This is a genomic window from Mycobacterium sp. Soil_C_30 (assembly GCF_057656995.1).
The window spans coordinates 253,660-273,926 of record NZ_JBDGJH010000005.1; the positions used below are offsets into that span (position 1 = coordinate 253,660).

Below are 20,267 nucleotides of genomic sequence, written 5' to 3' on the forward strand. Positions count from 1 at the left end.
TCGCAGCCTCGGCCTCCGGCTGTGCTCTAAGCCTTTTCGAGGGTGAACTGGCCGATGTTGGTGATCCCGCGGCGGAAGAAGTCGGCGCACCCGGTCAGGTACTTCATGTAGCGGTCGTAGACTTCCTGACCCTGCATGGCAATGGCCTCGTCCTTGGCCGCTTCCAGGTTTGCAGCCCACATGTCCAGCGTGCGCGCGTAGTGCGGCCGCAGCAGGTGCGTGCGGGTGAGATTGAAGCCAGAATCGGCGGCCAGCTTTTCGATGTCCTCGACGGCGGGAAGTCGTCCACCGGGGAAGATCTCGTCGACGATGAACTTCATGAACTTGAGATCGCTGAGGGTCAGCTTGATCCCGTTCTCCCGGAAGAACTTCTGAGTATGCGCCAGGATGGTGTGCAGCAGCATCACGCCATCCGACGGCAGGATGTTGTAGGCCCGCTCGAAGAACAGCGGGTAGCGCTCCACTTTGAAAGCCTCGAAGGCACCGATCGACACGATGCGGTCGACGGGCTCGTTGAATTCTTCCCAGCCCTGCAGTCGGATCTCGACGCGGCGCTCGGTCTCGATCTTGGCCAGCCGTTGGCGCGCCCACTCCGACTGCGCCTTGCTCAAGGTGATGCCGATGACGTTGACATCGAACTTGGTGACGGCGCGCTCCAGGGCACCGCCCCAGCCGCAACCGACGTCGAGGAGCGTCATACCCGGTTCCAGGCCCAGCTTGCCCAGCGCCAGGTCGAACTTCGCGTTCTGGGACTCTTCGAGATTCATGTCGTCGCGCTCGTAGTACCCACAGGTGTAACCCATGGTGGGTCCCAGGAAGAGTGCGAAGAATTCATTGGAGATGTCGTAAATCGACTGCGACTCTTCGTAGTAGGGCGACAGTTCAGGTTCGACCACAGCCATGATGAGACAATCCCTCGAGCTAGAAATCAGTTGTTCGAGGCCACCGGTTTCGCGCGGAATCAACTGTCCACCTGCGAGCCCGGTCTTCCCCGACCGACCCTACGGGCCTAACGGGTCACCCTAATCCAGACAGCCGTACAAAGGCTAATGAATGCATTCCCCGGCGCGTCCGCCAGCCCTTCAAAACACGGCTTCCGCGCAGTTCAGTCGGGGTATCAGTAGGTGTAGAAACCCCGTCCGGATTTCTTCCCGAGCTGGCCCGCTTCTACCATGCGCTGCAGTAGCGGCGGCGGACCGTACAACGGCTCTTTGAATTCGTCGAACATCTTGTCCGCGATCAACTTCAGGGTGTCCAGGCCGATCAGATCGGACAGCCGCAGCGGGCCCATCGGGTGAGACAGACCGGCAACCACGGCCTTGTCGATATCGTCGATCGTCGCGACGCCGGCCTCGGCCATGCGGATGGCCGAAAGCAAATACGGGACCAGCAGTGCATTGACCACAAATCCGGAGCGGTCCGCGCAGCGCACGACCTGCTTGCCCAGCACCTCCCCGGCGAACTGCTCGACGCGGGCTGCAGCCTCGTCGGTGGTGACCAGCGTGCTGACCAGTTCGACCAGCGGCAAAACCGGGACGGGGTTGAAAAAGTGCAGCCCCAGCACACGGCCGGGATTCTTGGTCGCCGCAGCGATTTTCATTATCGGGATGCTCGAGGTGTTGGACGCCAGCACAGCATCTGGGTCGGTGATGATCTCGTCGAGCTCAGCGAAGATCTTCGCTTTGACCGTGTCGTCTTCGATGACGGCCTCGATGACCAGCTGACGATCTGCCAGATCGGCCAGCGAGGTGGTGAATCGCAGGCGGCCCAGGGCGGCGTCACGGTCTCCGGCGCTGAGCTTGCCTTTGGACACGGCCCGGTCGAACGACGCGCTGATCCGTTCGCGCCCGGCCGTCGTGAACTGCTCGGTGGTGTCGTACACCAGCACGTCGGCTCCGGCTTTGGCCGACACCTCGGCGATGCCCGAGCCCATCTGTCCGGCGCCGACAACGCCTACGCGTTCGATACTCACCTGCATCCTCTCTGCGGACAGCAACAACCCCGCCCAGGATTCTGAGCGGGGCGCGCACTGTCGAGTTCGACCTCAAAACATGCGCGAGCGCGCGTGTTCGTACGTGTGTCACCGCGTGTCACTGTACAAACACGCGCGCTCGGCCTGGGTCTGGCTTAGTGGAACTGACCCTCTTCGGTCGAGCCCGCGAGCGCGGTGGTCGACGAGGTGGGATCCACGGTGGTGGCGATGCGGTCGAAGTAGCCGGCGCCCACCTCACGCTGGTGCTTGGTGGCGGTGTAACCACGCTCTTCGGCGGCGAACTCGCGCTCCTGCAGCTCGACATAGGCGGTCATCTGGTTGCGGGCGTAGCCGTAGGCCAGATCGAACATCGAGTAGTTGAGCGCGTGGAAGCCGGCGAGGGTGATGAACTGGAACTTGAAGCCCATGGCGCCGAGTTCCTTCTGGAACTTCGCGATGGTGGCGTCGTCCAGGTGCTTCTTCCAGTTGAACGACGGCGAGCAGTTGTAGGCCAGCAGCTGGTCCGGGAACTCGCTCTTGACACCCTCGGCGAACTTCTTGGCCAGCTCCAGGTCCGGGGTACCGGTCTCCATCCAGATGAGGTCGGAGTACGGCGCGTAGGCCTTGGCGCGGGCGATGCACGGCTCGAGTCCGTTGCGCACCCGGTAGAAGCCTTCCTTGGTGCGCTCGCCGGTGATGAACGGCTGATCGCGCTCGTCGACATCGGAGGTGATCAGCGTGGCGGCCTCGGCGTCGGTGCGGGCGATGACCACGGTGGGCACGTCGGCCACGTCAGCGGCCAGGCGAGCCGAGGTCAGCGTGCGGATGTGCTGCTGGGTGGGGATGAGCACCTTGCCACCGAGGTGACCGCACTTCTTCTCCGAAGCCAGCTGGTCCTCCCAGTGCGAGCCGGCGACACCGGCGGCGATGAGAGCCTTCTGCAGCTCGTAGACGTTGAGGGCACCGCCGAAGCCGGCCTCGCCGTCGGCGACGATCGGGGCCAGCCAGTTCTCCACCGAGCGGTCACCCTCGACCTTGGCGATCTCGTCGGCACGCAGCAGCGCGTTGTTGATCCGACGCACCACCTGCGGCACCGAGTTGGCCGGGTAGAGGCTCTGATCGGGGTAGGTGTGGCCCGAGAGGTTGGCGTCACCGGCGACCTGCCAACCCGACAGGTAGATGGCCTTGAGGCCGGCGCGGACCTGCTGGACGGCCATGTTGCCGGTCAGCGCACCGAGGGAGTTGACGAACTCCATGTCGTGCAGCTGCTCCCAGAGCACCTCGGCGCCGCGACGGGCGAGGGTGTGCTCCTCGACGACGGTGCCCTGCAGGGCCACCACGTCGGCGGGGGTGTAATCGCGGGTGATGCCCTTCCAGCGGGGATTGGTGTCCCAATCGTGCTGGATCTGTTCGGGCGATTTGGGCGTGCCAACGGTTGACATGTGGGTCGGCTCCTTGGGGTGTGACGAAGAGCAGCGAGGCGCTGCCGGAGAAATCGGTCAAGCGCCCTTGGCGTTGCCGGGATCGCCGGGTTGTTAACGCCTGAGCAGCTTCACTGGTGTGCTGACACCAAGATGCCACTGTCCATCGGTGCAGGTCCAGCCATTTCGTTGCCAATTTTCGCCACACCTTCACAAACTCTTGCAAATTTTGCGAAGCTGGCTGTCGCTGAACCGGTTCAGTAGCTACTCACCAGTAACGAGAATGACGCAGGTCAGACCGGTGAATAGCAGGACAACGGTACTGTTAAAGCGAGAAGAGCGAAGCGATGGCTTTCGTCTCTCCACCCACCGAATATGTGAGCGTCGTCACAGTCCGATCGACCAGATCCGGACCGAACTGTTCGGTCGAACCCGCTGGATGCACGTGCGAGAAGATCTCGAGCTTGTCGCCGAGCGCGACGGGCAGGTCGTGCTCGATGGTCACCCGCAGCGGTCCCTCGAGCAGTTCCGGATGGGAGAACAAGTAGTCCTCGATCACCGTCCAGTACACCGAGTTGTTCATGTGATCGAACAGGTCGATATCCGCGACGCGGACCGGATACTCCCGGATCTCGGCGGCGTCGTCGCGGTGCCCGGCCTTGAGATAGGCCTTCCAGCGCAGCCGGTTCACCGAGGTGGTCTTCTGCAGCCCGGCCAGGAAGTCATCGGAGATGCGCGACGGGCCCTGCGTCTCGCGGTTGATGTTGATCCAGAACGCCTCGGATTCCATCAGGCCGCCCTTACGGCCGTCGATACGCACGCGCATCTCGCACCACCGGTTGGAGGTGCCCGAGCACCAGCGGCGCATCCGCAGCATGTCGTTGAACTCGATGGGACGGATCAGGTCCAGCATCGTGCGGCGGACGATCCACAACGGATGAGTCTCCTCGAACCCCAGTTCCCGCAGGTGGTCCTGACCGATGTCCTGAATATGCCGGCAAGCCGCGTCGAAGCGCAGGCGCCCGGTGCGGTCGATGTCGCCCACCCGCAACGGCCATTCACGGTCGAACACATCGGGATGCGGGTCTGGGACAGGCATCATCGCTTTGGCCAGGCCCGTCAAAGCACCCGTGTTGCTCACCATCGAACCTTCTTCGTTGCGTACTGCGGTCCCGAGCCCCCGTTGCGGAACCCAGCGCGATCATGCCAAACCACCAGAGCCTGGGCCACCAGCGTGCCGTTGCCAATTCTGCGAAGAAGGCATTAACACCCGGGTAGGGTGGGCGGATGGCCAAGACCTACGTCGGTTCGCGGGTGCGGCAACTGCGCAGCGAACGCGGTTTCAGCCAGGCAGCCCTGGCACAGATGCTGGATATTTCGCCGAGTTACCTCAACCAGATAGAGCACGATGTGCGGCCATTGACCGTGGCGGTGTTGCTGCGCATCACGGAGGTGTTCGGAGTCGACGCCACCTTCTTCGCCTCCCAGGACGACACCCGCCTGATCGCCGAACTACGCGAGGTCACCTTGGATCGTGACCTGGGTATCGAAGTCGACCAGTCCGAGCTGGCCGACGTCGTCAGCTCCCATCCCGCAGTGGCCAAGGCCATGGTCAACCTGCACCGGCGGTACCGGCTCGCCAACGCCCAGCTGGCCGCCGTCACCGAAGACCGGCACGCCGACGGCAGCGGCACCGGCTCGATCACCATGCCCCACGAGGAAGTGCGCGACTACTTCTACCAGCGGCAGAACTATCTGCACGAACTCGACACCGCCGCCGAGGATCTCACCGACCGTATGCGCATGCACCGCGGCGACCTGGCCCGCGACATCGCGCAGCGTCTCGCCCACGTGCACGGTGTACGGATCATCCGCCGTATCGACCTCGGCAACACCGTGCTGCACCGCTATGACCCGGAGACCAAGACGCTGGAGATGAGTGCGCACCTCTCCGGTGGTCAGCAGGTCTTCAAACTGGCTGTGGAACTGGCCTACCTGGAATTCGGCGACCTCATCGACACTCTGGTCACCGAAGGCAATTTCACCAGCGACGAGTCGCGCATCCTGGCCCGGCTCGGGTTGGCCAACTACTTCGCCGCCGCGGCGGTGTTGCCGTATCGCCAGTTCCACGATGTCGCCGAGAACTTCCGCTACGACATCGAACGGCTCTCGGCGTTCTACGCGGTCAGTTACGAGACCATCGCACACCGGCTTTCGACGTTGCAGCGGCCGTCGATGCGCGGGGTGCCGTTGTCGTTCATCCGGGTGGACCGGGCGGGAAACATGTCAAAACGTCAGTCCGCCACCGGCTTTCACTTCTCCTCGTCGGGCGGCACCTGCCCTCTGTGGAACGTGTACGAGACCTTCGCCAACCCCGGCAAGATCGGGGTCCAGATCGCGCAGATGCCCGACGGGCGCCATTACATGTGGGTGGCACGCACGGTGGAACGCCGCGCGTCGCGCTACGGTCAGCCCGGTAAAACGTTCGCGATCGGGCTGGGCTGCGAGCTCCGCCACGCCCACCGACTCGTCTATTCGGAGGGGCTCGACCTGTCCGGCAATCTGGCGACTCCCATCGGCGCGGGCTGCCGCGTCTGCGAACGGGACAACTGCCCGCAGCGGGCATTTCCCGCACTGGGCCGCGCACTCGATCTCGACGAGCACCGCAGTACCGTCTCCCCCTATCTGGTGAAGCAGCCGTGAGCGCGCGTGTGCCCGCGACCAGCGGCCTGCGCGACGTCGGACCCATCAACTGGGTGATCTGTCGACTGGGCGCCCGCGGGATCAGGGCGCCGCAGTTTCATCTCTTCAACGCGCTGTCGCGGCACTCGGCGCTGTTCTGGGCGTGGCTGCCCTTCTCCGGGGTCCTGCTGTACTGGGGCCGGCTCTCGCGCTTCGAGGCCGAGCTGGTGATCTTGCGCGTCGGTCACCTGCGCGACTGTGAGTACGAGCTGCAGCAGCACCGGCGGCTGGCCCGCTCCCGCGGTGTGGATGCGGCGTTGCAGGCCAAGGTGTTCGAAGGTCCGGATGCCGACGGACTGACCGACCGCCAACAAGTACTGCTGCGCGCCACCGATGAGTTCGTGCTGTCACGCGAGGTGTCCGCGCAGACCTGGGCGGCGTTGTCCGGGTATCTGAACCAGAAGCAGCTCATCGAATTCTGTCTTTTGGCAGGGCAATACGACACCCTGGCCGCCACCATGAACACCCTCAAGCTGCCGTTGGACTTCCCGGACTGAGCGCCTGTGGATCAAGTCGGGACTGTGGACAACCGGCCTTGAATCTGGGTGCTTTGAACGTGGCGCTCCGAATTCGTCGGTGGTGGTGCGCAGCATCGGGGGTATGAGTTCGCCGCCGACAGCCACGCTCGAGGACCCCGTGTTGGGGGCCTTCAATGCCATCGATGCTGCGGTGACGACGTTGCTGGCCTCCGACCCGACGCAGCGGTCGGTGCCGGAGCACAAGGTGTTCCTGGCCCGCACTCAACAGATCCTCAACCGCCTGCCCACCCTGCACCACCGCGAGATCGCCGCATTGCGCCAACAGGCCAGCCCGGCCGAACTCGGCGATACGCTGCAGCGCGCGCTGGCCGAGATCCTGCGGGTCTCGCGCGCCGCGGCCAAGAAGTTGGTCGACGACGCCGAGAGGCTCGGTCCGCGCACCGCTTTGAGCGGAGAACCCCTGCAGCCCTGGCTGGCAGCCACCGCCACGGCACAAGCTGAAGGGGAGATCAGCGCTGAGCACGTGGCCGTCATACGGGAGTTCATGTCTGCCCTACCCGACCACGTCAGTGTCATGGCGCGTGACCAGGCAGAAGCCACCCTGGTCGCCAAGGCCCGGGTGAAGCGGCCAGATGAGCTGAAGAAGGACGCCCTGGATCTGCACCTTGAGTTGGATCAGGATGGAACATGCCCGAACGAGCCGAAACCTCGTTCCCGCCGCGGGGAGATCCGGGTGGGCCCGCAACAGAAAGACGGCTCCCGCACCGTCTCGGGCACCCTGTCACCAGAAGCTGCGGCCACCTGGGAAGCGGTGAACGCGAAGTGGGCAGCCCCCGGGGCGTGTAACCCCGCTGATGAGTCTCCGGGCATCGATGAGGTCACCGAGGACGCGGCGGCCCGTGACGGCAGGACCCAACCTCAACGCAATCACGATGCGTTCCTGGCAGTCGGACGCGCCATGCTCGCGTCCGGACAGTTGGGCAAACACCACGGGCTGCCGGCCACCATCATCGTCTCCACCACTCTGGCCGAGCTCGAAGCCAAAGTCGGGATCGGGGTGACGGCCGGCGGCACCCGCCTGCCCATGCTGGATGTGCTGCGTCTGGCTCGGCACGCCTACCACTACCTGGTGATCTACGGCGACAAAGGCGAAGTGCTGCACCTCGGGCGTACGCGACGTACGGCCAGTCCGGCCCAGCAGATCGTGCTCTTCGACCGCGACCGGGGCTGCACCCGGCCCGGGTGCACGGTGCCCGGGTATGGGTGCGAAGCCACCATGCGCAGCTGGACTGGGCCAACGGCGGCCTGACGAACATCGATGACCTGGCGTTCGCCTGCCCGAAGGACAACAAGCTCGTCACCGAAGGTGGCTGGACCACGCGCAAGAACATCTTCGGCGAAACCGAATGGATACCCCCGGCCCACCTCGACACCGTGCAGCCCCGAGTCAACGAGTTCCACCATCCCGAACGGCTCCGCCGACCCCGGCCCGTGCCTGCACCCGACCGCGTGATCAAGCCCGGGCTCGACGACCCCGGAGTCACCGTGCCGGTGCCCGCCGCCGGGTCAAGCCCAGCGGAGCCGGGCGTCATTCAGCCGGCTTCCAGGACCGGGCAACGGCCGCCCGCCGAGAACAGTGAAGACGCTGACGAACGGAACTAACCGGTCGGCATCGACGCGGGCGTCGACGTCGGTGTCGGCGCGGGAGCCGAGGTCGTGGGCTCGGTGGCGCCCGGAGCTGGATCAGCGTCAGGATCAGCGGGCAGAGGCGCCTGGCCGCCGAACGTGGTGGTGCCGTCGGGAGACACCTCGAAGCCCTGGGTCTGCCCCGCCAGCGTGCCGTAACAGGCGACGCCACCTTCGATGGCCATGCACGTCGTGCCCATCTCACTGACCCGGTAGCCGGTGGGCAGTTGACGGATGGTGCCGGGGTAGACCGGCTTGTCGTACTTCGGGTCGTCGGTCTTACGGATCCCGACCGGACCGGGTAGCTGAGCGAAGACCTCGTTCTCTCCCCCGCTGACGCCCGGCAGCTTGCCGTTGCAGCCCACTTCGCCACCGCTGAACATGGCGATGGTGCAGGTCAACCCGTTGCCGACGGTGAACACCGGGAAGATGTTCTTGGCTCCGGCACCGACGATGTAGTTGTCGTCGCCCACGACGAAATCGTTCGGATCGGGGAAGCCCTCGGGCAGGCCGGTGGTGGCCGGTCCGACGCCGGTCTTCTCGGCAGAGATCTCCAGCCACTGCAAATCGGGCCCAGAACCCTTGGTGCACATGGTCTTCGGCCCGTCACCCACCGCGCACTCGAAATCCTGGTAGGTGATCTTGGATCCCGTGGGCAACACCCGGGCTGCGCTACCCGACGGCTTCACGAACTGCGGATTGGCGGTGGCCCGCAAACCACGGTCGGCGGCGTCGGCCGCCAGCACGATCTCGTTGACACCCGCGCGGGTGTTCGGCAGGCGTCCGTCGCAGCCGGCGGACCCGTGCGCCGGACGGATGGCGCACAACAGACCGTCCGGCGTCTGGAAGTACACCTCGCCTTGGGCCACGAGACTGTCCACGAAGCCGTCGGCGGGCATCGCCCGATAGCCGCTCAGGTCGGGTGCACCCGAGCTCGCCGGCTCGGCCACCGCGGGTCCGGCGGCCAAAGCTCCGAGGGCGAGAAAGGCGGAGGTGAGAACAGGTACGAGGCGCAACACTTCAGAAGTTGATCATGTGGCCGGTCAACCCGTGGAAGCATTCCTGCAATGCCTCCGACAGGGTCGGGTGGGTGTGCACGTTGCGCGCCAGCTCGGTGGCCGTCAGATCCCACTTCTGCGCCAGCGTGAGCTCGGGCAGGAGCTCGGCGACATCGGGTCCGATGAGGTGCCCGCCGAGCAGCTCGCCGTACTTCTTGTCGGCGATCAGCTTCACGAAACCGGTCGGGTCGGCCAGGCCGTGTGCCTTGCCGTTGGCGGTGAAGGGGAACTTCGCGACCACGACGTCGTAGCCCTCGTCCTTGGCCTGCTGCTCGGTCAGACCGAAGCTGGCCACCTGCGGCTGGCAGAACGTGGCACGCGGCATCATCCGGTAGTCGCCCAGCGCCAGGGTCTCGGCGCCGGCGATGGTCTCGGCGGCCACCACACCCATGGCCTCGGCGACGTGAGCCAGCTGCAGCTTGCCCGTGACGTCACCGATGGCGTAGATGCCCTTGACGTTGGTGCGCATGTAGTCATCGATCGCGATACCGCCGCGGTCGGTCAGCTCGACGCCGGTCTTCTTCAGGTCGTAGCCGTCGACGTTGGGCACGAAGCCGATGGCCTGCATGACCTTGTCGGCCTTCAGCTCGTCGGACTTGCCGTCCTTGCTGATCTTGACCGTGACCGTCGACCCGTCGTCCTCGATGGACTCGACCTTGGTGCCGGTGAGGATCTTGACGCCGAGCTTCTTGTACTGCTTCTCGATCTCCTTGGAGACCTCGGCGTCCTCGTTGGGCAGCGCGCGGGGCAGGAACTCGACGATGGTGACGTCGACCCCGTAGTTCTTCAGGACGTAGGCGAACTCCATGCCTATGGCACCTGCGCCGGCGATCACGACGGAGCCGGGCAGCTCGCGCTCCATGATCTGCTCTTCGTAGGTGATGACGTTCTTGCTCAGCTTCGTCCCGGGCACCAGCTTGGTGTGGGCGCCGGTGGCGATGATGGCGTTGTCGAAGGTGACCTCTTCGGTGCCGCCGTCGTTGAGATCGACCGCGATGGTGTGGTCGTCGGTGAACTTGCCGTAACCGTGGATCTCGGTGATCTTGTTCTTCTTCATCAGGAAGTGCACACCGGCGACGCGACCGTCGGCAACCTTGCGGCTGCGGTCGAACGCAGCCCCGTAGTCGAAGGTGGCCTCACCGCTGATGCCGAACGTTTTGGCTTCCTTGGTGAAGATGTGCGCGATCTCCGCGTTGCGCAGCAGCGCCTTCGACGGGATGCACCCGACGTTCAGGCAGACGCCGCCCCAGTACTTGGGTTCGATGATGGCGGTGTTCAACCCCAGCTGTGCAGCGCGAATGGCTGCGACGTATCCACCGGGTCCGGCTCCGAGAACGACGACGTCATAGTGAGTCACGCGGACCAGCCTAGTGGTCGCCTATTTCGCTTGCTTAAGCCTGTGGCGAGATTGCACGACGCTAGGGCGACACCCACCCGTATACGTACGCCGCGTACAGCGCGCCCGCCGCCACCCCGGACGCGAACGGCGACGTCAGCACCGCGATCGACGTGGCGGACAGCCCCGGCCGCTGGTCCGGAAGCGACACCAGCAGCGCGCCCACCATGCTCACGATCACATACATCAGCACGCCGACTTCGACCCAGGTCTTGTCGGGTGCGTGAAACCACCAGTAGTAGAGGCCGAGTCCTATCGCGCCGGCCACCAGCCACACCCCGAAGAGCACGGTGATCAGCTTCCACGCCTTCAAGTACTGATACTGGCTGGGCACGGCCACCGGTTGCGCCGGGACGGACGCCTGCGGCTCCCGTTCGGCAACCAGGACGTCGGTGGGCGCAAAGATGTCCTCGACCGGTTCGACGTGCGAAAGCTGCGGGTCGAACCACGGGTTGCGCTGCTCGGAGCCGGCACTGCGCGTCATCGGCGTCGGATGTGGGCCGGTGTCGAAGATGGGCGCCTCGTGCGGCTGGGTCAGTGGCATCGAGCCGGTGTCCGCGCGATCAGGCACCGTTGACCACCTGGATCAGGACCAGTACACCGAACCACCCTGGCGCGACAGCCAACAGAAACGTCCCCCAAACCGTCACCCAACGACTGCCCGCCGTCAGGATCAGCACCAGACCCAACAACGTCGGCGCCGCCAGCACCAGCGCGATCGCCGCGTCGGGGCGCATGGACACGTGGACCAACAACGTCGTCAGGACCCCGATGACCACTCCCACGGCGCTGCCCACCAACATCGCGCCGGTCAGCAGCCACGCCCTCGGGAGCGGAATCACGGAAAAACCCTACGTCGGGTCGACCCGCTATCCGGGGATCTGCGCGGCGCGTCCGCTTGGGATCGGGCACACATCGGCGGCTTCGGCCACCACCTCACCGCGCGGGCCGGGCGGTTGGACACCTGCCTCGTATTGCGCTCCGGTGAGCGCCGGAACCGCCTCCAGCTGGGCGTTCTCGTCGTCGGTGAAGGCGCGGCCGCGGGACAGGAAACGGACACCCTCGGGCGATTCGAGGCTGAAACCGCCACCCCGGCCGGGCACCAGATCGATCACCAACTGCGTGTGTTTCCACGTCTCGAACTGTGGCCCGGAGATCCACACCGGCACTCCGGCCCCCACGTCGAGCACGCCGAGCAGAACGTCGCGATCGCCCACCACGAAATCGCCCACCGGGTAACACATCGGGGACGACCCGTCGCAGCATCCACCGGACTGATGGAACATCACCGGGCCGTGCTGCCGCTGGAGCGAATCAAGCAGATCGGCGGCGGCGCGGGTGACCAGGGCGCGCGACGGTGCTGTCATACGCGTCACACTACGCCGAGGGCCACGATGTCGGCCTGTGCGCGGAGGCCACAATGTATTTCGTGGCTGATGACCCGTACCTGTGGCTCGAAGACATCACCGGCGACGAAGCACTGGAGTGGGTGCGCGCACACAACGAACCGACTCTGGCCGAGTTGAGTGACGACCGGTTCGAGGAGATGCGCCGCGAAGCGCTGGAGGTGCTCGACACCGACAGCCGGATCCCGTATGTGCGTCGCCGCGGTGAGTACCTGTACAACTTCTGGCGCGACGCCACCAATCCGCGCGGCCTCTGGCGACGGACGACGCTGGAGAGCTACCGCACTGACGACCCCCAGTGGGATGTCGTGATCGACGTGGACGCGTTGGCCGAGACCGATGACACCAACTGGGTGTGGGCCGGCGCCGACGTCATCGAACCGTCCTACACCCGGGCGCTGGTGAGCCTGTCCCGCGGCGGTTCCGACGCCGCGATCGTCCGCGAGTTCGACATGGCCACAAGGGAGTTCGTGACCGACGGATTCGAAGTCGGCGAAGCCAAGACCCAGATCAGCTGGGAGAGCGAGGATTCGGTGCTGATAGGCACCGATTTCGGGCCGGGATCACTCACCGAGTCCGGGTACCCCCGGATCGTGAAGCGGTGGCATCGTGGGCAACCTCTGGCCGACGCCGAAACCGTGTACGAGGGTGCGGCGACCGACGTGATCATCGCGGCGTCGGTGGACCTGACGCCCGGCTACGAGCGCACCTTCATCAGTCGCGCCATCGACTTCTTCAACGACGAGGTGTATCACCTCCGCGACGGCGAGCTGGTGCGGATCGACGCCCCCACCGATGCGTCCGTGGGTGTCCATCATGACTGGCTGCTCATCGAGCTGCGCAGCGAGTGGACCGTTGGACAGACCACGTACCCCGCCGGGGCACTGCTGGCGGCGAACTATGACGAATTCCTGGCCGGCACAGCGTCCTTGGATGTGGTGTTCACCCCGGACGCTCACACCGCGCTGCATCAGCACGTGTGGACCAAGGACAAGCTGGTGCTGGTCACCTTGTCCGATGTGGCCAGCAGTGTCGCGGTGTTGACGCCGGGCACCTGGACCGCCGAACCGATGCCGGGGATTCCGCCGAACACCAACACCGTGGTGGTCGCGGCCGACGACACCGTGGACGAGGTGTTCCTGGACTCCAGCGGGTTCGATTCGCCGTCGCGGCTGCTGCACGGGCCGGTTGACGGACCGCTGGACGAGGTGAAGGCCGCCCCCGCGTTCTTCGATGCTGAAAATCTGACTGTGACACAGCATTTCGCGACGTCCCTGGACGGCACCCAGGTGCCCTACTTCGTGGTGGCCAGTGGTCCCGGACCCCGCCCGACGCTGCTCGGCGGCTACGGCGGTTTCGAGGTGGCCCGCACACCCGGGTACGACGGGGTGCTGGGCCGGCTGTGGCTGGCCCGCGGCGGCACCTACGTGCTGGCCAACATTCGTGGCGGCGGCGAGTACGGCCCGTCCTGGCACACGCAGGCCATGCGGGAGAACCGGCACAAGGTCGACGAGGATTTTGCCGCGGTGGCAAAGGATCTGGTGGCACGCGGTATCACCACAGTCGAGCAGTTGGGTGCCCAGGGCGGCAGCAACGGCGGGCTGCTGATGGGCATCATGCTGACGAAACACCCGGAGTTGTTCGGCGCGTTGGTATGTCAGGTGCCGCTACTGGACATGAAACGCTTCCACCTGCTGCTGGCCGGGGCATCCTGGGTGGCCGAGTACGGCGACCCCGACAATCCGGACGACTGGGAGTTCATCTCCGCGTACTCGCCGTATCAGAACATCTCATCTGATGCGCACTACCCCGAGTTGCTGATGACCACCTCCACCCGCGATGACCGGGTGCATCCCGGGCACGCGCGCAAGATGACCGCCGCGCTGGAGGAGGCGGGTCATCGGGTGCGCTATTACGAGAACATCGAAGGCGGTCACGCCGGCGCGGCCGACAATGCGCAGACGGCGTTCAAGTCGGCGTTGTCCTATTCGTTTTTGTGGAAGGTGTTGGGCTAGAGGTCAAGTCAGCCCCTGAGTGCGCGGGTGGACGCGTGCGCGGCAAGGTAACACACGGCGAACAGTCCTGCTGACACCACCGACAGGATCACGAACTGCAGAATCTGACCTCGGGCAACACGTTGCTGATGCATGGCATCGATGGCCCCGTACAGCAAAGCTGCCACAACCACGATGCCGAGCCCCAGAAGTCCCCATCGCAGATCTTCGCGGGTGGCGACGTACATCCACATGTTTCCGGTCCCGATGCTTCCGACCGCCACGGCCATCAGCCACCAGAGTTTGCGGGCCGAAACAGTGGGGCTGTAGGGCTCGGCGTCGACGCTTCCTGCGGCTCCGTTCCCACGACCAGTCGCCGCAGGAGGAGCGTCGAAAGCGATCACCCGTGTGCCGAGCTTGATGTACTGGGTTGCGAAGTACGCCCTGATTACCATCAGGAACACTGCGAGAAGTCCCAACAACGCTCCGGTTAGGAGGTTCGGCAGGGATGCGAGGACGGCGCACGCTACCGCTCCGAAGGTGCTCGACCAGTAGACCTTGCGTTGCCAGCTGAGGTCGCGTTTGGTTCCAACAATTGCGACAGGAACCAGCAAGCAGATCACCGCGGCAACTGCAAAAACAAGCGTATGCGGGCTGCTGATGGTCGGCTGAGAAGCCGCTTGTTCGAGGGCTGTCAACGAAATGCCTCTCATTTTCCCTTCATCCATTCGAGTGCGCCCTCCGCGAGTTTTTGTCCGCCGAAGGCGCCGGCAGTTCCGAAAACGAGCGCGCCGACGAAAGCCCCGGGGGGCCCTGCGACGGCCCCTCCTGCCATTCCGCCCACTGGCGCCATCGCCCAGGCCCCCGCCATGCCGCCGCCTGCCTTGGCCAGGACATCGACGGGCGAGGCATCGTTGACGAATATGTCATAGACCCCGGTTCCGAATTCGATGGCATTGCCCACTGCTCCAAGGCGACCACCGAACTTGGTCAGGGCTTCGATATCGGCAGGGGTGTAGGCCACGCCCGGCTCCCAATGTCGGCCGGTCGGCAGGCGTGAGGCGAACTCGTCCACAGCCCGCTGGCCCGCGCCGAACACATTGGATGCCGCTCCCGCCGCATCGAGGTACTCCTGGGGCATGACGCCGCGCGCGATGCCCTCGACGACACTGGCAGCGCCGGTGGGTGTCATGCCGCCCAGCTGTAACTGTTCCTGCAAACGCGTCAGAGTGGTGACGCGGTCCTGCATTTCCAACTGGTTCATCATCCGGGTTGCTTCGTCGGCAGACATCGGCTGCTTGCTCCACGGCAATTGCGCGTCCATGAGCTGGCGCTGCATCGTCAGTCGCGCATTGGCGCGATCCCGCATGTCGCCACCCAGGACGGGGTCCTTGGCCACGGGCCCAAGGGAATTGGCCATGTTCCAGTCGGCCAGGCGGCTGCCCGCAAGCCGGGCGGCCTCCTCCTGCTCATGCGGTCCGTCGTACCGGGCGGCCCCACTGGCGGGATCGGTGATGCTGGTGTAGTCGTCGAGCCGCCGGTCCGCGGCGACCTCGTCCAGACTCCAGCCGAGGTGGCCATGGTTCTTCTCACCACCGGGAGCACTGGCGACAATTGCGCGGTCACGTTCCAGCTGACCGGATTTCACGTAGTCGTCGACCGCTTCCTTTGGCGTATCGCCCGGCACCGCATCGGATTCGTCGATGGCAGCGGGAACGTACCCTGACTCCATCAACGCGGTCTCACCGCTGTGCAATTGACCGATATAGGCGCCGCGGATGGATTGGACGCTGTCCAACACCGTCTTGGTGATCTGTTGCGCTTCGCCGATGGACTCAGATACTTTGTAGGGCAGCGTGTTCACCTGCTCCGCGATCTCGTTGTCGATGTCCACCAGGTCGGCGTTGAGGTCAGCGATCTGCGCGGCGCTGTCCTTCTGCGCGGTGGCCAGCGCAGCGGCAGTCTGCTGCAACGTCACCGCGATCTTGGCCAACTCGTCCGGCTGCCCGCCGAGTGCGGCACTCACCCGCTGCACCTCGGCCGAATCATTGATGGGGTGCTCGACGGTGTCTTCGCCGTCCCACGACTCGGTGAACTGTTTCTTGGCGGCGTTGAATTGGTCGTCGGCATCTTTGAGATGGCTGCCCGCCGCGTGAAAGGCATCGGCGAGGTCGCTGATCTCGCCGGGGTCGCCTGCCTGGATATCGTCGTTGATCTGCCACGGGTCACCACCGGCGGTGGCAACAAGTGAGCCGACGTCCAGGTATCGCAAACTCGGTTTGCTCATGATCCCTCATGCCTCACCACGTCCTGACCGTACCGGCAGTTTCACCCGTCGCAAGCCACCATTTCGCCAGAAGATCGGTGACTTGCCGGTTCACGACAACAGTCCATAATGGAGCCTATCGAGCAAAGGACACAGCATGTTTGTTGACTTCGGCGGCCTCCGGGGCGGCGCCAACACGTCCTACACCGCTGCCGACCACGCCTATGCGGGCGCAGGCCGGCTGAGCAGGGCGAACATCGGCAGCACCATCTTCGGCGATTTCGACGAGGCAAAGTCTTTCCAACAGGCCCTCAGCAGCGCACGGAGCCGGCACGCCAAACTGGCCGAGGAGCAGTACACCTCGCTGGGCGCCGTCGGCGACAAAGCCCACGTCGCCACCAACGGATTTGTTGACATGGAAATGAAGAACGCCGCCACACTCGACGACGTGTACTGAGCGCGCGCAGTACACAGAGACGGTCTGGTGGCCGCGTACGCGCGCTAAGCCGGTTCCCGCACCGTCCGGCGGAACACCCCACCCAACATCGCGAACAGCACGCCGACGGCAACCAGTCCGCCGCCGACGGCGAGCGTCAGATTGAGCCAGTGGTGCATGCTGTCGATCGCCGTATTCACCAGCGCATCAACCAGTGCCCGGATGTCACCGGAGGTGTCGCCGAGTGCGGCGTCCAGCCGTTGCCGGCCGATCTCCAGCCCGGCCCACCCGACCGCACCCACGATCAAAGCCGAGACTCCCAGCGCAGCAAGCGCTTTGCCGCGCGAATGCGCAGCGGCCAACGTCAACAGCGCGAACACCGCCGCCAGGCCCACCGCGCCGATGGTGAACCACGGGCCCCAGGTGCCCACTGACTGTAACCGACCGGGACGCAACGCTTCCGGGGCGTTCTGGGTCAGCGGTACCGGTAGCGACTGCGGTACGTCGATGTTGTGGTTCTGCAATGTCTGTTTGAGCGACGTGTCGTTGAGCATGGGCCCGATGTCCACCACCCAGCGGCCTTGGGCGTCGGTCTGCGAATCCACGGAATCGGTGAACAACCAGCGGTGGGCGAAGCGGTTGGCCTCGGCGAACTGCTGCGGAAAGACCGAACTGGCGGTGTAGCTCGACGTCAACGCCGCCACCAGATCGGGCTGCAGCCCCGGTCCCAGATCCAGGATCTGCGTCGTCAACTCCCCCGCCATCGCCTGCTGCAGTGCGGGTTGCGACGCGGCGTCCTCGGCGAACCGCGCGTAGCCACCCTCGTTCACCAGGTTCGTCTGCACCCACACCGCGGGTACGGCAAGCGCCAATGTCACCGTGGCAAGCAGCCACAGCAGCGTCGCAAGCACCGCACGCACAGCAGCTGCCCCTCCGGAGCGCGTGCGATCAGTCCGACAGCGCGCGCCCCACGATCAGCGGATCGGCGCGGCCGACCACCTCATGGTCTTTGTTGTCGTAGTCGAACTTACCGAGCACATAACGCATGGCGTTGATGCGGGCACGCTTCTTGTCATTGCTCTTGACGACGATCCACGGCGCCACCTCGGTATCGGTGAGGGCGAACATGTCCTCTTTGGCGGCGGTGTAGTCGTCCCATTTGTCCAGTGAGGCCAGGTCGGTGGGCGAGAGCTTCCACTGCCGGACCGGGTCGACCTGCCGGATGGTGAAGCGGGTGCGCTGCTCGGATTGTGTCACGGAGAACCACAGCTTGATCAGGCTGATGCCGTCATTGACCAGCATCTGTTCGAACAGCGGGACCTGTCGGACGAATTCGGCGTGCTGCTTGGGTGTGCAGAAGCCCATCACCCGCTCCACGCCGGCGCGGTTGTACCACGAGCGGTCGAACAAGACGATCTCCCCCGCGGCCGGCAGGTGGTTCACATACCGCTGGAAATACCACTGGGTGCGCTCACGCTCGGTCGGCTTCTCCAACGCGACCACGCGTGCACCACGCGGGTTGAGGTGCTCCATGAACCGCTTGATGGTGCCGCCCTTGCCCGCGGCGTCGCGGCCCTCGAAGACGATGACATGCCGGTGCCCGTTGGACTGGCTCCACTTCTGCAGCTTGAGCAGTTCGATCTGCAGCAGCCGCTTCTCTTCTTCGTACTGGCTGCGCCTCATCCGCTCGTCGTACGGATAGTTCTCCCGCCACGTGTCGACAACCTGGTCTCCCGGCTGGATCAGCAGCACCGGGTCATCGTCATCGTCGTCCAGGACGGTGTATTCATGAGCATCTGCCAGCACCGGCGAAACGTAACCGCCGCCGTGTACGCGACGGTGACCAGCGAGTGAACGATGGGTGGCGGGTTACTTCGCACCCTTACGCGGCACGGACAGCGCGACCTTGGTCATCAGCTTGTTCATCCGGGCCAGCGCCTTGAGCGAGTTGTTGTAGTACGTGCCGCCCGCACCGACGCTGGTCCGCGGCACCACCACCGTTTCCTGCCGACAGAACTTGCGCACGCCGTCGATGCCGCCGAACCTGGCGCCGATGCCGGAAGTCTTCCACCCACCCATGGGCGCAGTGGTGCACATCAGGTTGGAGATCACGTCGTTGATGTTGACGGCACCGCAGTCCAGTTGCACCGCAATGTCTTTGGCGCGCTGGACATCCTTAGAGAACACCGAGGCACTGAGACCGTAGGGACTGTCATTGGCCAGCCGCACCGCCTCGGCCACCGACGAGACCTTCATGATCGGCAGGGTGGGCCCGAACGTCTCCTCGGTCATACAGGCCATGGAGTGGTCCACGTTCACCAGCACGGTGGGCGGGTAGAAGCTGCCCGGCCCGTCCGGACGTGTGCCACCGGTGAGCGCCTTGGCGCCCTTGGCCAGCGCGTCATCGACGTGGCGGGCCGTGACCGACACCTGGCTGTCATCGATGAGGGCTCCGAAGTGGTGGCCCTCGCCTGCGCCCATGTCCAGCTTGTTGACCGCGTGCACCACGGCATTGATGAACTGGTCGTACACCGCGTCGAGCACATAGACCCGCTCCACCGACACACAGGTCTGCCCGGCGTTGAACATCGCACCCCAGACCGCGGCGTTGGCGGCCAACGGGATATCGGCGTCCTCGCAGACGATCATCGGGTCCTTGCCGCCCAACTCCAGGCTGACCGGGGTGAGCCGGCGCGCAGCGCGCTCCATCACCTTGGCGCCGGTGGCCGACGACCCGGTGAACTGGATGTAGTCAGCGTTGTCGACCACGGCCTCGGACACCAGTCGCGCACCCTGAGCCAGCGCGAGCACGGGCGGCGCCCCGCTCTCGGTCCAGCCGCGCAGCAGCACCTCGGCGGTCAGCGGGGTGCGCTCCGACGGCTTGAGCAGCACCGAACACCCGGCGGCCAGGGCCCCGATGGCGTCCATCATGGCGTTGGCCACCGGGTAGTTCCACGGCGCGATGATGCCGACGACGGCGCGCGGCCGGTAGTGCACGGTGATCTTCTTGATGGCCATCAGCGGCGACGAGGCCGGCCGGGTCTCCGGCGCCAGGGCCTTCTCGATGTTCTTGATGTAATACGACAGGATCATCAGCAGCATCGGGACTTCCTGCGCCGCGTCGGTGGCCGACTTGCCTGTCTCGGCGATCAGCAGCCGTTCGATCTCGTCCCGATTGTCGGCGAGCCACACCGCGTAACGCGACAGCGTTCTGGCGCGGCCTTTCGGTCCGCGGCGTTCCCATTCGCGCTGCGCTTCACGCAGGTCCGCGGCAATGCGCGCGACGTCGGCGGGGTCGGTCCAGCTCACCTCGCCGGCGACGGCACCGGTTGCGGGATTGAGGATGGTCCCGGTGGTCTTGACTTCACTGGTGGCGGTCATGAGGGCCATGTTAACCACCATGTGTGACGG

At 65.1% G+C, this 20,267-nt stretch carries 20 protein-coding genes; 6 read left to right on the plus strand and 14 right to left on the minus strand.

From position 1 onward, the window contains the following. Window positions 1-26: 26 nt before the first annotated feature. From AC3A6P_RS12000 to AC3A6P_RS12015, 4 genes are all read right to left on the minus strand, one after another. Window positions 27-902 (minus strand): cyclopropane mycolic acid synthase family methyltransferase, encoded by an 876-nt coding sequence (locus tag AC3A6P_RS12000; RefSeq protein ID WP_487691711.1) that lies wholly within the window; start codon window positions 900-902, stop codon window positions 27-29. 215 nt (window positions 903-1,117) lie between these two features. Continuing rightward, the gene (locus tag AC3A6P_RS12005; protein WP_487691713.1) at window positions 1,118-1,978 is read right to left on the minus strand and encodes a 3-hydroxybutyryl-CoA dehydrogenase; all 861 of its coding nucleotides are present in this window, start codon (window positions 1,976-1,978) and stop codon (window positions 1,118-1,120) included. Window positions 1,979-2,127: 149 nt separating this feature from the next. Then, window positions 2,128-3,414: an isocitrate lyase gene (aceA, locus tag AC3A6P_RS12010; RefSeq protein WP_487691714.1), complete on the minus strand. Its 1,287-nt coding sequence runs from the start codon at window positions 3,412-3,414 to the stop codon at window positions 2,128-2,130. 304 nt (window positions 3,415-3,718) lie between these two features. After that, complete coding sequence (locus tag AC3A6P_RS12015; RefSeq protein ID WP_487691715.1) at window positions 3,719-4,537, minus strand: acyl-ACP thioesterase domain-containing protein; 819 nt, start codon at window positions 4,535-4,537, stop codon at window positions 3,719-3,721. Window positions 4,538-4,680: 143 nt separating this feature from the next. Here AC3A6P_RS12015 and ramB point away from each other — a divergent pair, with 143 nt between their 5' ends. The 4 genes from ramB (at window position 4,681) to AC3A6P_RS12035 (ending at window position 8,276) form a co-directional block, all read left to right on the plus strand. Then, on the plus strand, window positions 4,681-6,096 hold the full coding sequence (gene ramB / locus AC3A6P_RS12020) for an acetate metabolism transcriptional regulator RamB (RefSeq protein ID WP_487691716.1): 1,416 nt from the start codon (window positions 4,681-4,683) through the stop codon (window positions 6,094-6,096). Further along, a complete protein-coding gene (locus AC3A6P_RS12025) occupies window positions 6,093-6,632 on the plus strand; it encodes a carboxymuconolactone decarboxylase family protein (RefSeq protein ID WP_487691717.1) in 540 nt (179 codons plus the stop codon). Before ramB ends, AC3A6P_RS12025 begins: the two co-directional genes overlap by 4 nt. A gap of 103 nt (window positions 6,633-6,735) precedes the next feature. After that, on the plus strand, window positions 6,736-7,923 hold the full coding sequence (locus AC3A6P_RS12030; RefSeq protein WP_487691718.1) for a 13E12 repeat family protein: 1,188 nt from the start codon (window positions 6,736-6,738) through the stop codon (window positions 7,921-7,923). After that, window positions 7,878-8,276, plus strand: a complete 399-nt coding sequence (locus AC3A6P_RS12035; protein WP_487691720.1) for a hypothetical protein — start codon at window positions 7,878-7,880, stop codon at window positions 8,274-8,276. Before AC3A6P_RS12030 ends, AC3A6P_RS12035 begins: the two co-directional genes overlap by 46 nt. On the opposite strand, the gene AC3A6P_RS12040 is transcribed toward AC3A6P_RS12035, so the two are convergent. The 5 genes from AC3A6P_RS12040 to AC3A6P_RS12060 all read right to left on the minus strand — a co-directional run bounded on the left by AC3A6P_RS12040 (window position 8,273) and on the right by AC3A6P_RS12060 (window position 12,121). Then, a complete protein-coding gene (locus AC3A6P_RS12040) occupies window positions 8,273-9,319 on the minus strand; it encodes a hypothetical protein (RefSeq protein ID WP_487691721.1) in 1,047 nt (348 codons plus the stop codon). The two genes, AC3A6P_RS12035 and AC3A6P_RS12040, sit on opposite strands and share 4 nt — an antisense overlap. A gap of 1 nt (window position 9,320) precedes the next feature. Next, complete coding sequence (gene lpdA, locus AC3A6P_RS12045) at window positions 9,321-10,715, minus strand: dihydrolipoyl dehydrogenase (RefSeq protein WP_487691722.1); 1,395 nt, start codon at window positions 10,713-10,715, stop codon at window positions 9,321-9,323. Between the two features lie 61 nt (window positions 10,716-10,776). Further along, window positions 10,777-11,325: a hypothetical protein gene (locus AC3A6P_RS12050; RefSeq protein WP_487691724.1), complete on the minus strand. Its 549-nt coding sequence runs from the start codon at window positions 11,323-11,325 to the stop codon at window positions 10,777-10,779. Further along, a complete protein-coding gene (locus AC3A6P_RS12055; protein WP_487691725.1) occupies window positions 11,318-11,596 on the minus strand; it encodes a putative holin in 279 nt (92 codons plus the stop codon). The genes AC3A6P_RS12050 and AC3A6P_RS12055 overlap by 8 nt, the downstream gene beginning before the upstream one ends. A gap of 27 nt (window positions 11,597-11,623) precedes the next feature. Next, on the minus strand, window positions 11,624-12,121 hold the full coding sequence (locus AC3A6P_RS12060) for a DUF779 domain-containing protein (protein WP_487691726.1): 498 nt from the start codon (window positions 12,119-12,121) through the stop codon (window positions 11,624-11,626). A gap of 62 nt (window positions 12,122-12,183) precedes the next feature. On the opposite strand from AC3A6P_RS12060, the gene AC3A6P_RS12065 reads away from it, so the two are divergent. Beyond that, a complete protein-coding gene (locus AC3A6P_RS12065) occupies window positions 12,184-14,175 on the plus strand; it encodes a prolyl oligopeptidase family serine peptidase (RefSeq protein ID WP_487691727.1) in 1,992 nt (663 codons plus the stop codon). Window positions 14,176-14,183: 8 nt separating this feature from the next. Here AC3A6P_RS12065 and AC3A6P_RS12070 read toward each other — a convergent pair whose 3' ends face one another. Together AC3A6P_RS12070 and AC3A6P_RS12075 are read right to left on the minus strand one after the other, a co-directional pair. Further along, window positions 14,184-14,882 carry a hypothetical protein gene (locus AC3A6P_RS12070; RefSeq protein WP_487691728.1) on the minus strand — a complete coding sequence of 233 codons (699 nt, stop codon included), beginning with the start codon at window positions 14,880-14,882 and terminating at the stop codon, window positions 14,184-14,186. Beyond that, on the minus strand, window positions 14,864-16,441 hold the full coding sequence (locus tag AC3A6P_RS12075; RefSeq protein WP_487691729.1) for a putative alpha/beta hydrolase: 1,578 nt from the start codon (window positions 16,439-16,441) through the stop codon (window positions 14,864-14,866). Before AC3A6P_RS12075 ends, AC3A6P_RS12070 begins: the two co-directional genes overlap by 19 nt. A 136-nt stretch (window positions 16,442-16,577) precedes the next feature. On the opposite strand from AC3A6P_RS12075, the gene AC3A6P_RS12080 reads away from it, so the two are divergent. Beyond that, window positions 16,578-16,877, plus strand: coding sequence for a DUF2563 family protein (locus AC3A6P_RS12080; RefSeq protein WP_487691730.1), 300 nt, complete (start codon window positions 16,578-16,580; stop codon window positions 16,875-16,877). Window positions 16,878-16,921: 44 nt separating this feature from the next. On the opposite strand, the gene AC3A6P_RS12085 is transcribed toward AC3A6P_RS12080, so the two are convergent. From AC3A6P_RS12085 to AC3A6P_RS12095, 3 genes are all read right to left on the minus strand, one after another. Beyond that, entirely contained in the window at window positions 16,922-17,776 is an 855-nt protein-coding gene (locus AC3A6P_RS12085; RefSeq protein ID WP_487691731.1) for a hypothetical protein, read from the minus strand. Between the two features lie 28 nt (window positions 17,777-17,804). Beyond that, a complete protein-coding gene (gene ppk2 / locus AC3A6P_RS12090) occupies window positions 17,805-18,662 on the minus strand; it encodes a polyphosphate kinase 2 (protein ID WP_487691732.1) in 858 nt (285 codons plus the stop codon). 63 nt (window positions 18,663-18,725) lie between these two features. Then, a complete protein-coding gene (locus AC3A6P_RS12095; protein WP_487691733.1) occupies window positions 18,726-20,237 on the minus strand; it encodes an aldehyde dehydrogenase family protein in 1,512 nt (503 codons plus the stop codon). Between the last annotated feature and the right edge of the window lie 30 nt (window positions 20,238-20,267).

Excerpts from the sequence above, each read along its gene's own strand:
- AC3A6P_RS12000 (WP_487691711.1), bottom strand. The coding sequence starts at position 902 with ATGGCTGTGGTCGAACCTGAACTGTCGCCCTACTACGAAGAGTCGCAG.
- AC3A6P_RS12005 (WP_487691713.1), bottom strand. The coding sequence starts at position 1,978 with ATGCAGGTGAGTATCGAACGCGTAGGCGTTGTCGGCGCCGGACAGATG.
- aceA (WP_487691714.1), bottom strand. The coding sequence starts at position 3,414 with ATGTCAACCGTTGGCACGCCCAAATCGCCCGAACAGATCCAGCACGAT.
- AC3A6P_RS12015 (WP_487691715.1), bottom strand. The coding sequence starts at position 4,537 with ATGGTGAGCAACACGGGTGCTTTGACGGGCCTGGCCAAAGCGATGATG.
- ramB (WP_487691716.1), top strand. The coding sequence starts at position 4,681 with ATGGCCAAGACCTACGTCGGTTCGCGGGTGCGGCAACTGCGCAGCGAA.
- AC3A6P_RS12030 (WP_487691718.1), top strand. The coding sequence starts at position 6,736 with ATGAGTTCGCCGCCGACAGCCACGCTCGAGGACCCCGTGTTGGGGGCC.
- AC3A6P_RS12060 (WP_487691726.1), bottom strand. The coding sequence starts at position 12,121 with ATGACAGCACCGTCGCGCGCCCTGGTCACCCGCGCCGCCGCCGATCTG.
- AC3A6P_RS12070 (WP_487691728.1), bottom strand. The coding sequence starts at position 14,882 with ATGGATGAAGGGAAAATGAGAGGCATTTCGTTGACAGCCCTCGAACAA.
- AC3A6P_RS12075 (WP_487691729.1), bottom strand. The coding sequence starts at position 16,441 with ATGAGCAAACCGAGTTTGCGATACCTGGACGTCGGCTCACTTGTTGCC.
- AC3A6P_RS12080 (WP_487691730.1), top strand. The coding sequence starts at position 16,578 with ATGTTTGTTGACTTCGGCGGCCTCCGGGGCGGCGCCAACACGTCCTAC.
- AC3A6P_RS12095 (WP_487691733.1), bottom strand. The coding sequence starts at position 20,237 with ATGACCGCCACCAGTGAAGTCAAGACCACCGGGACCATCCTCAATCCC.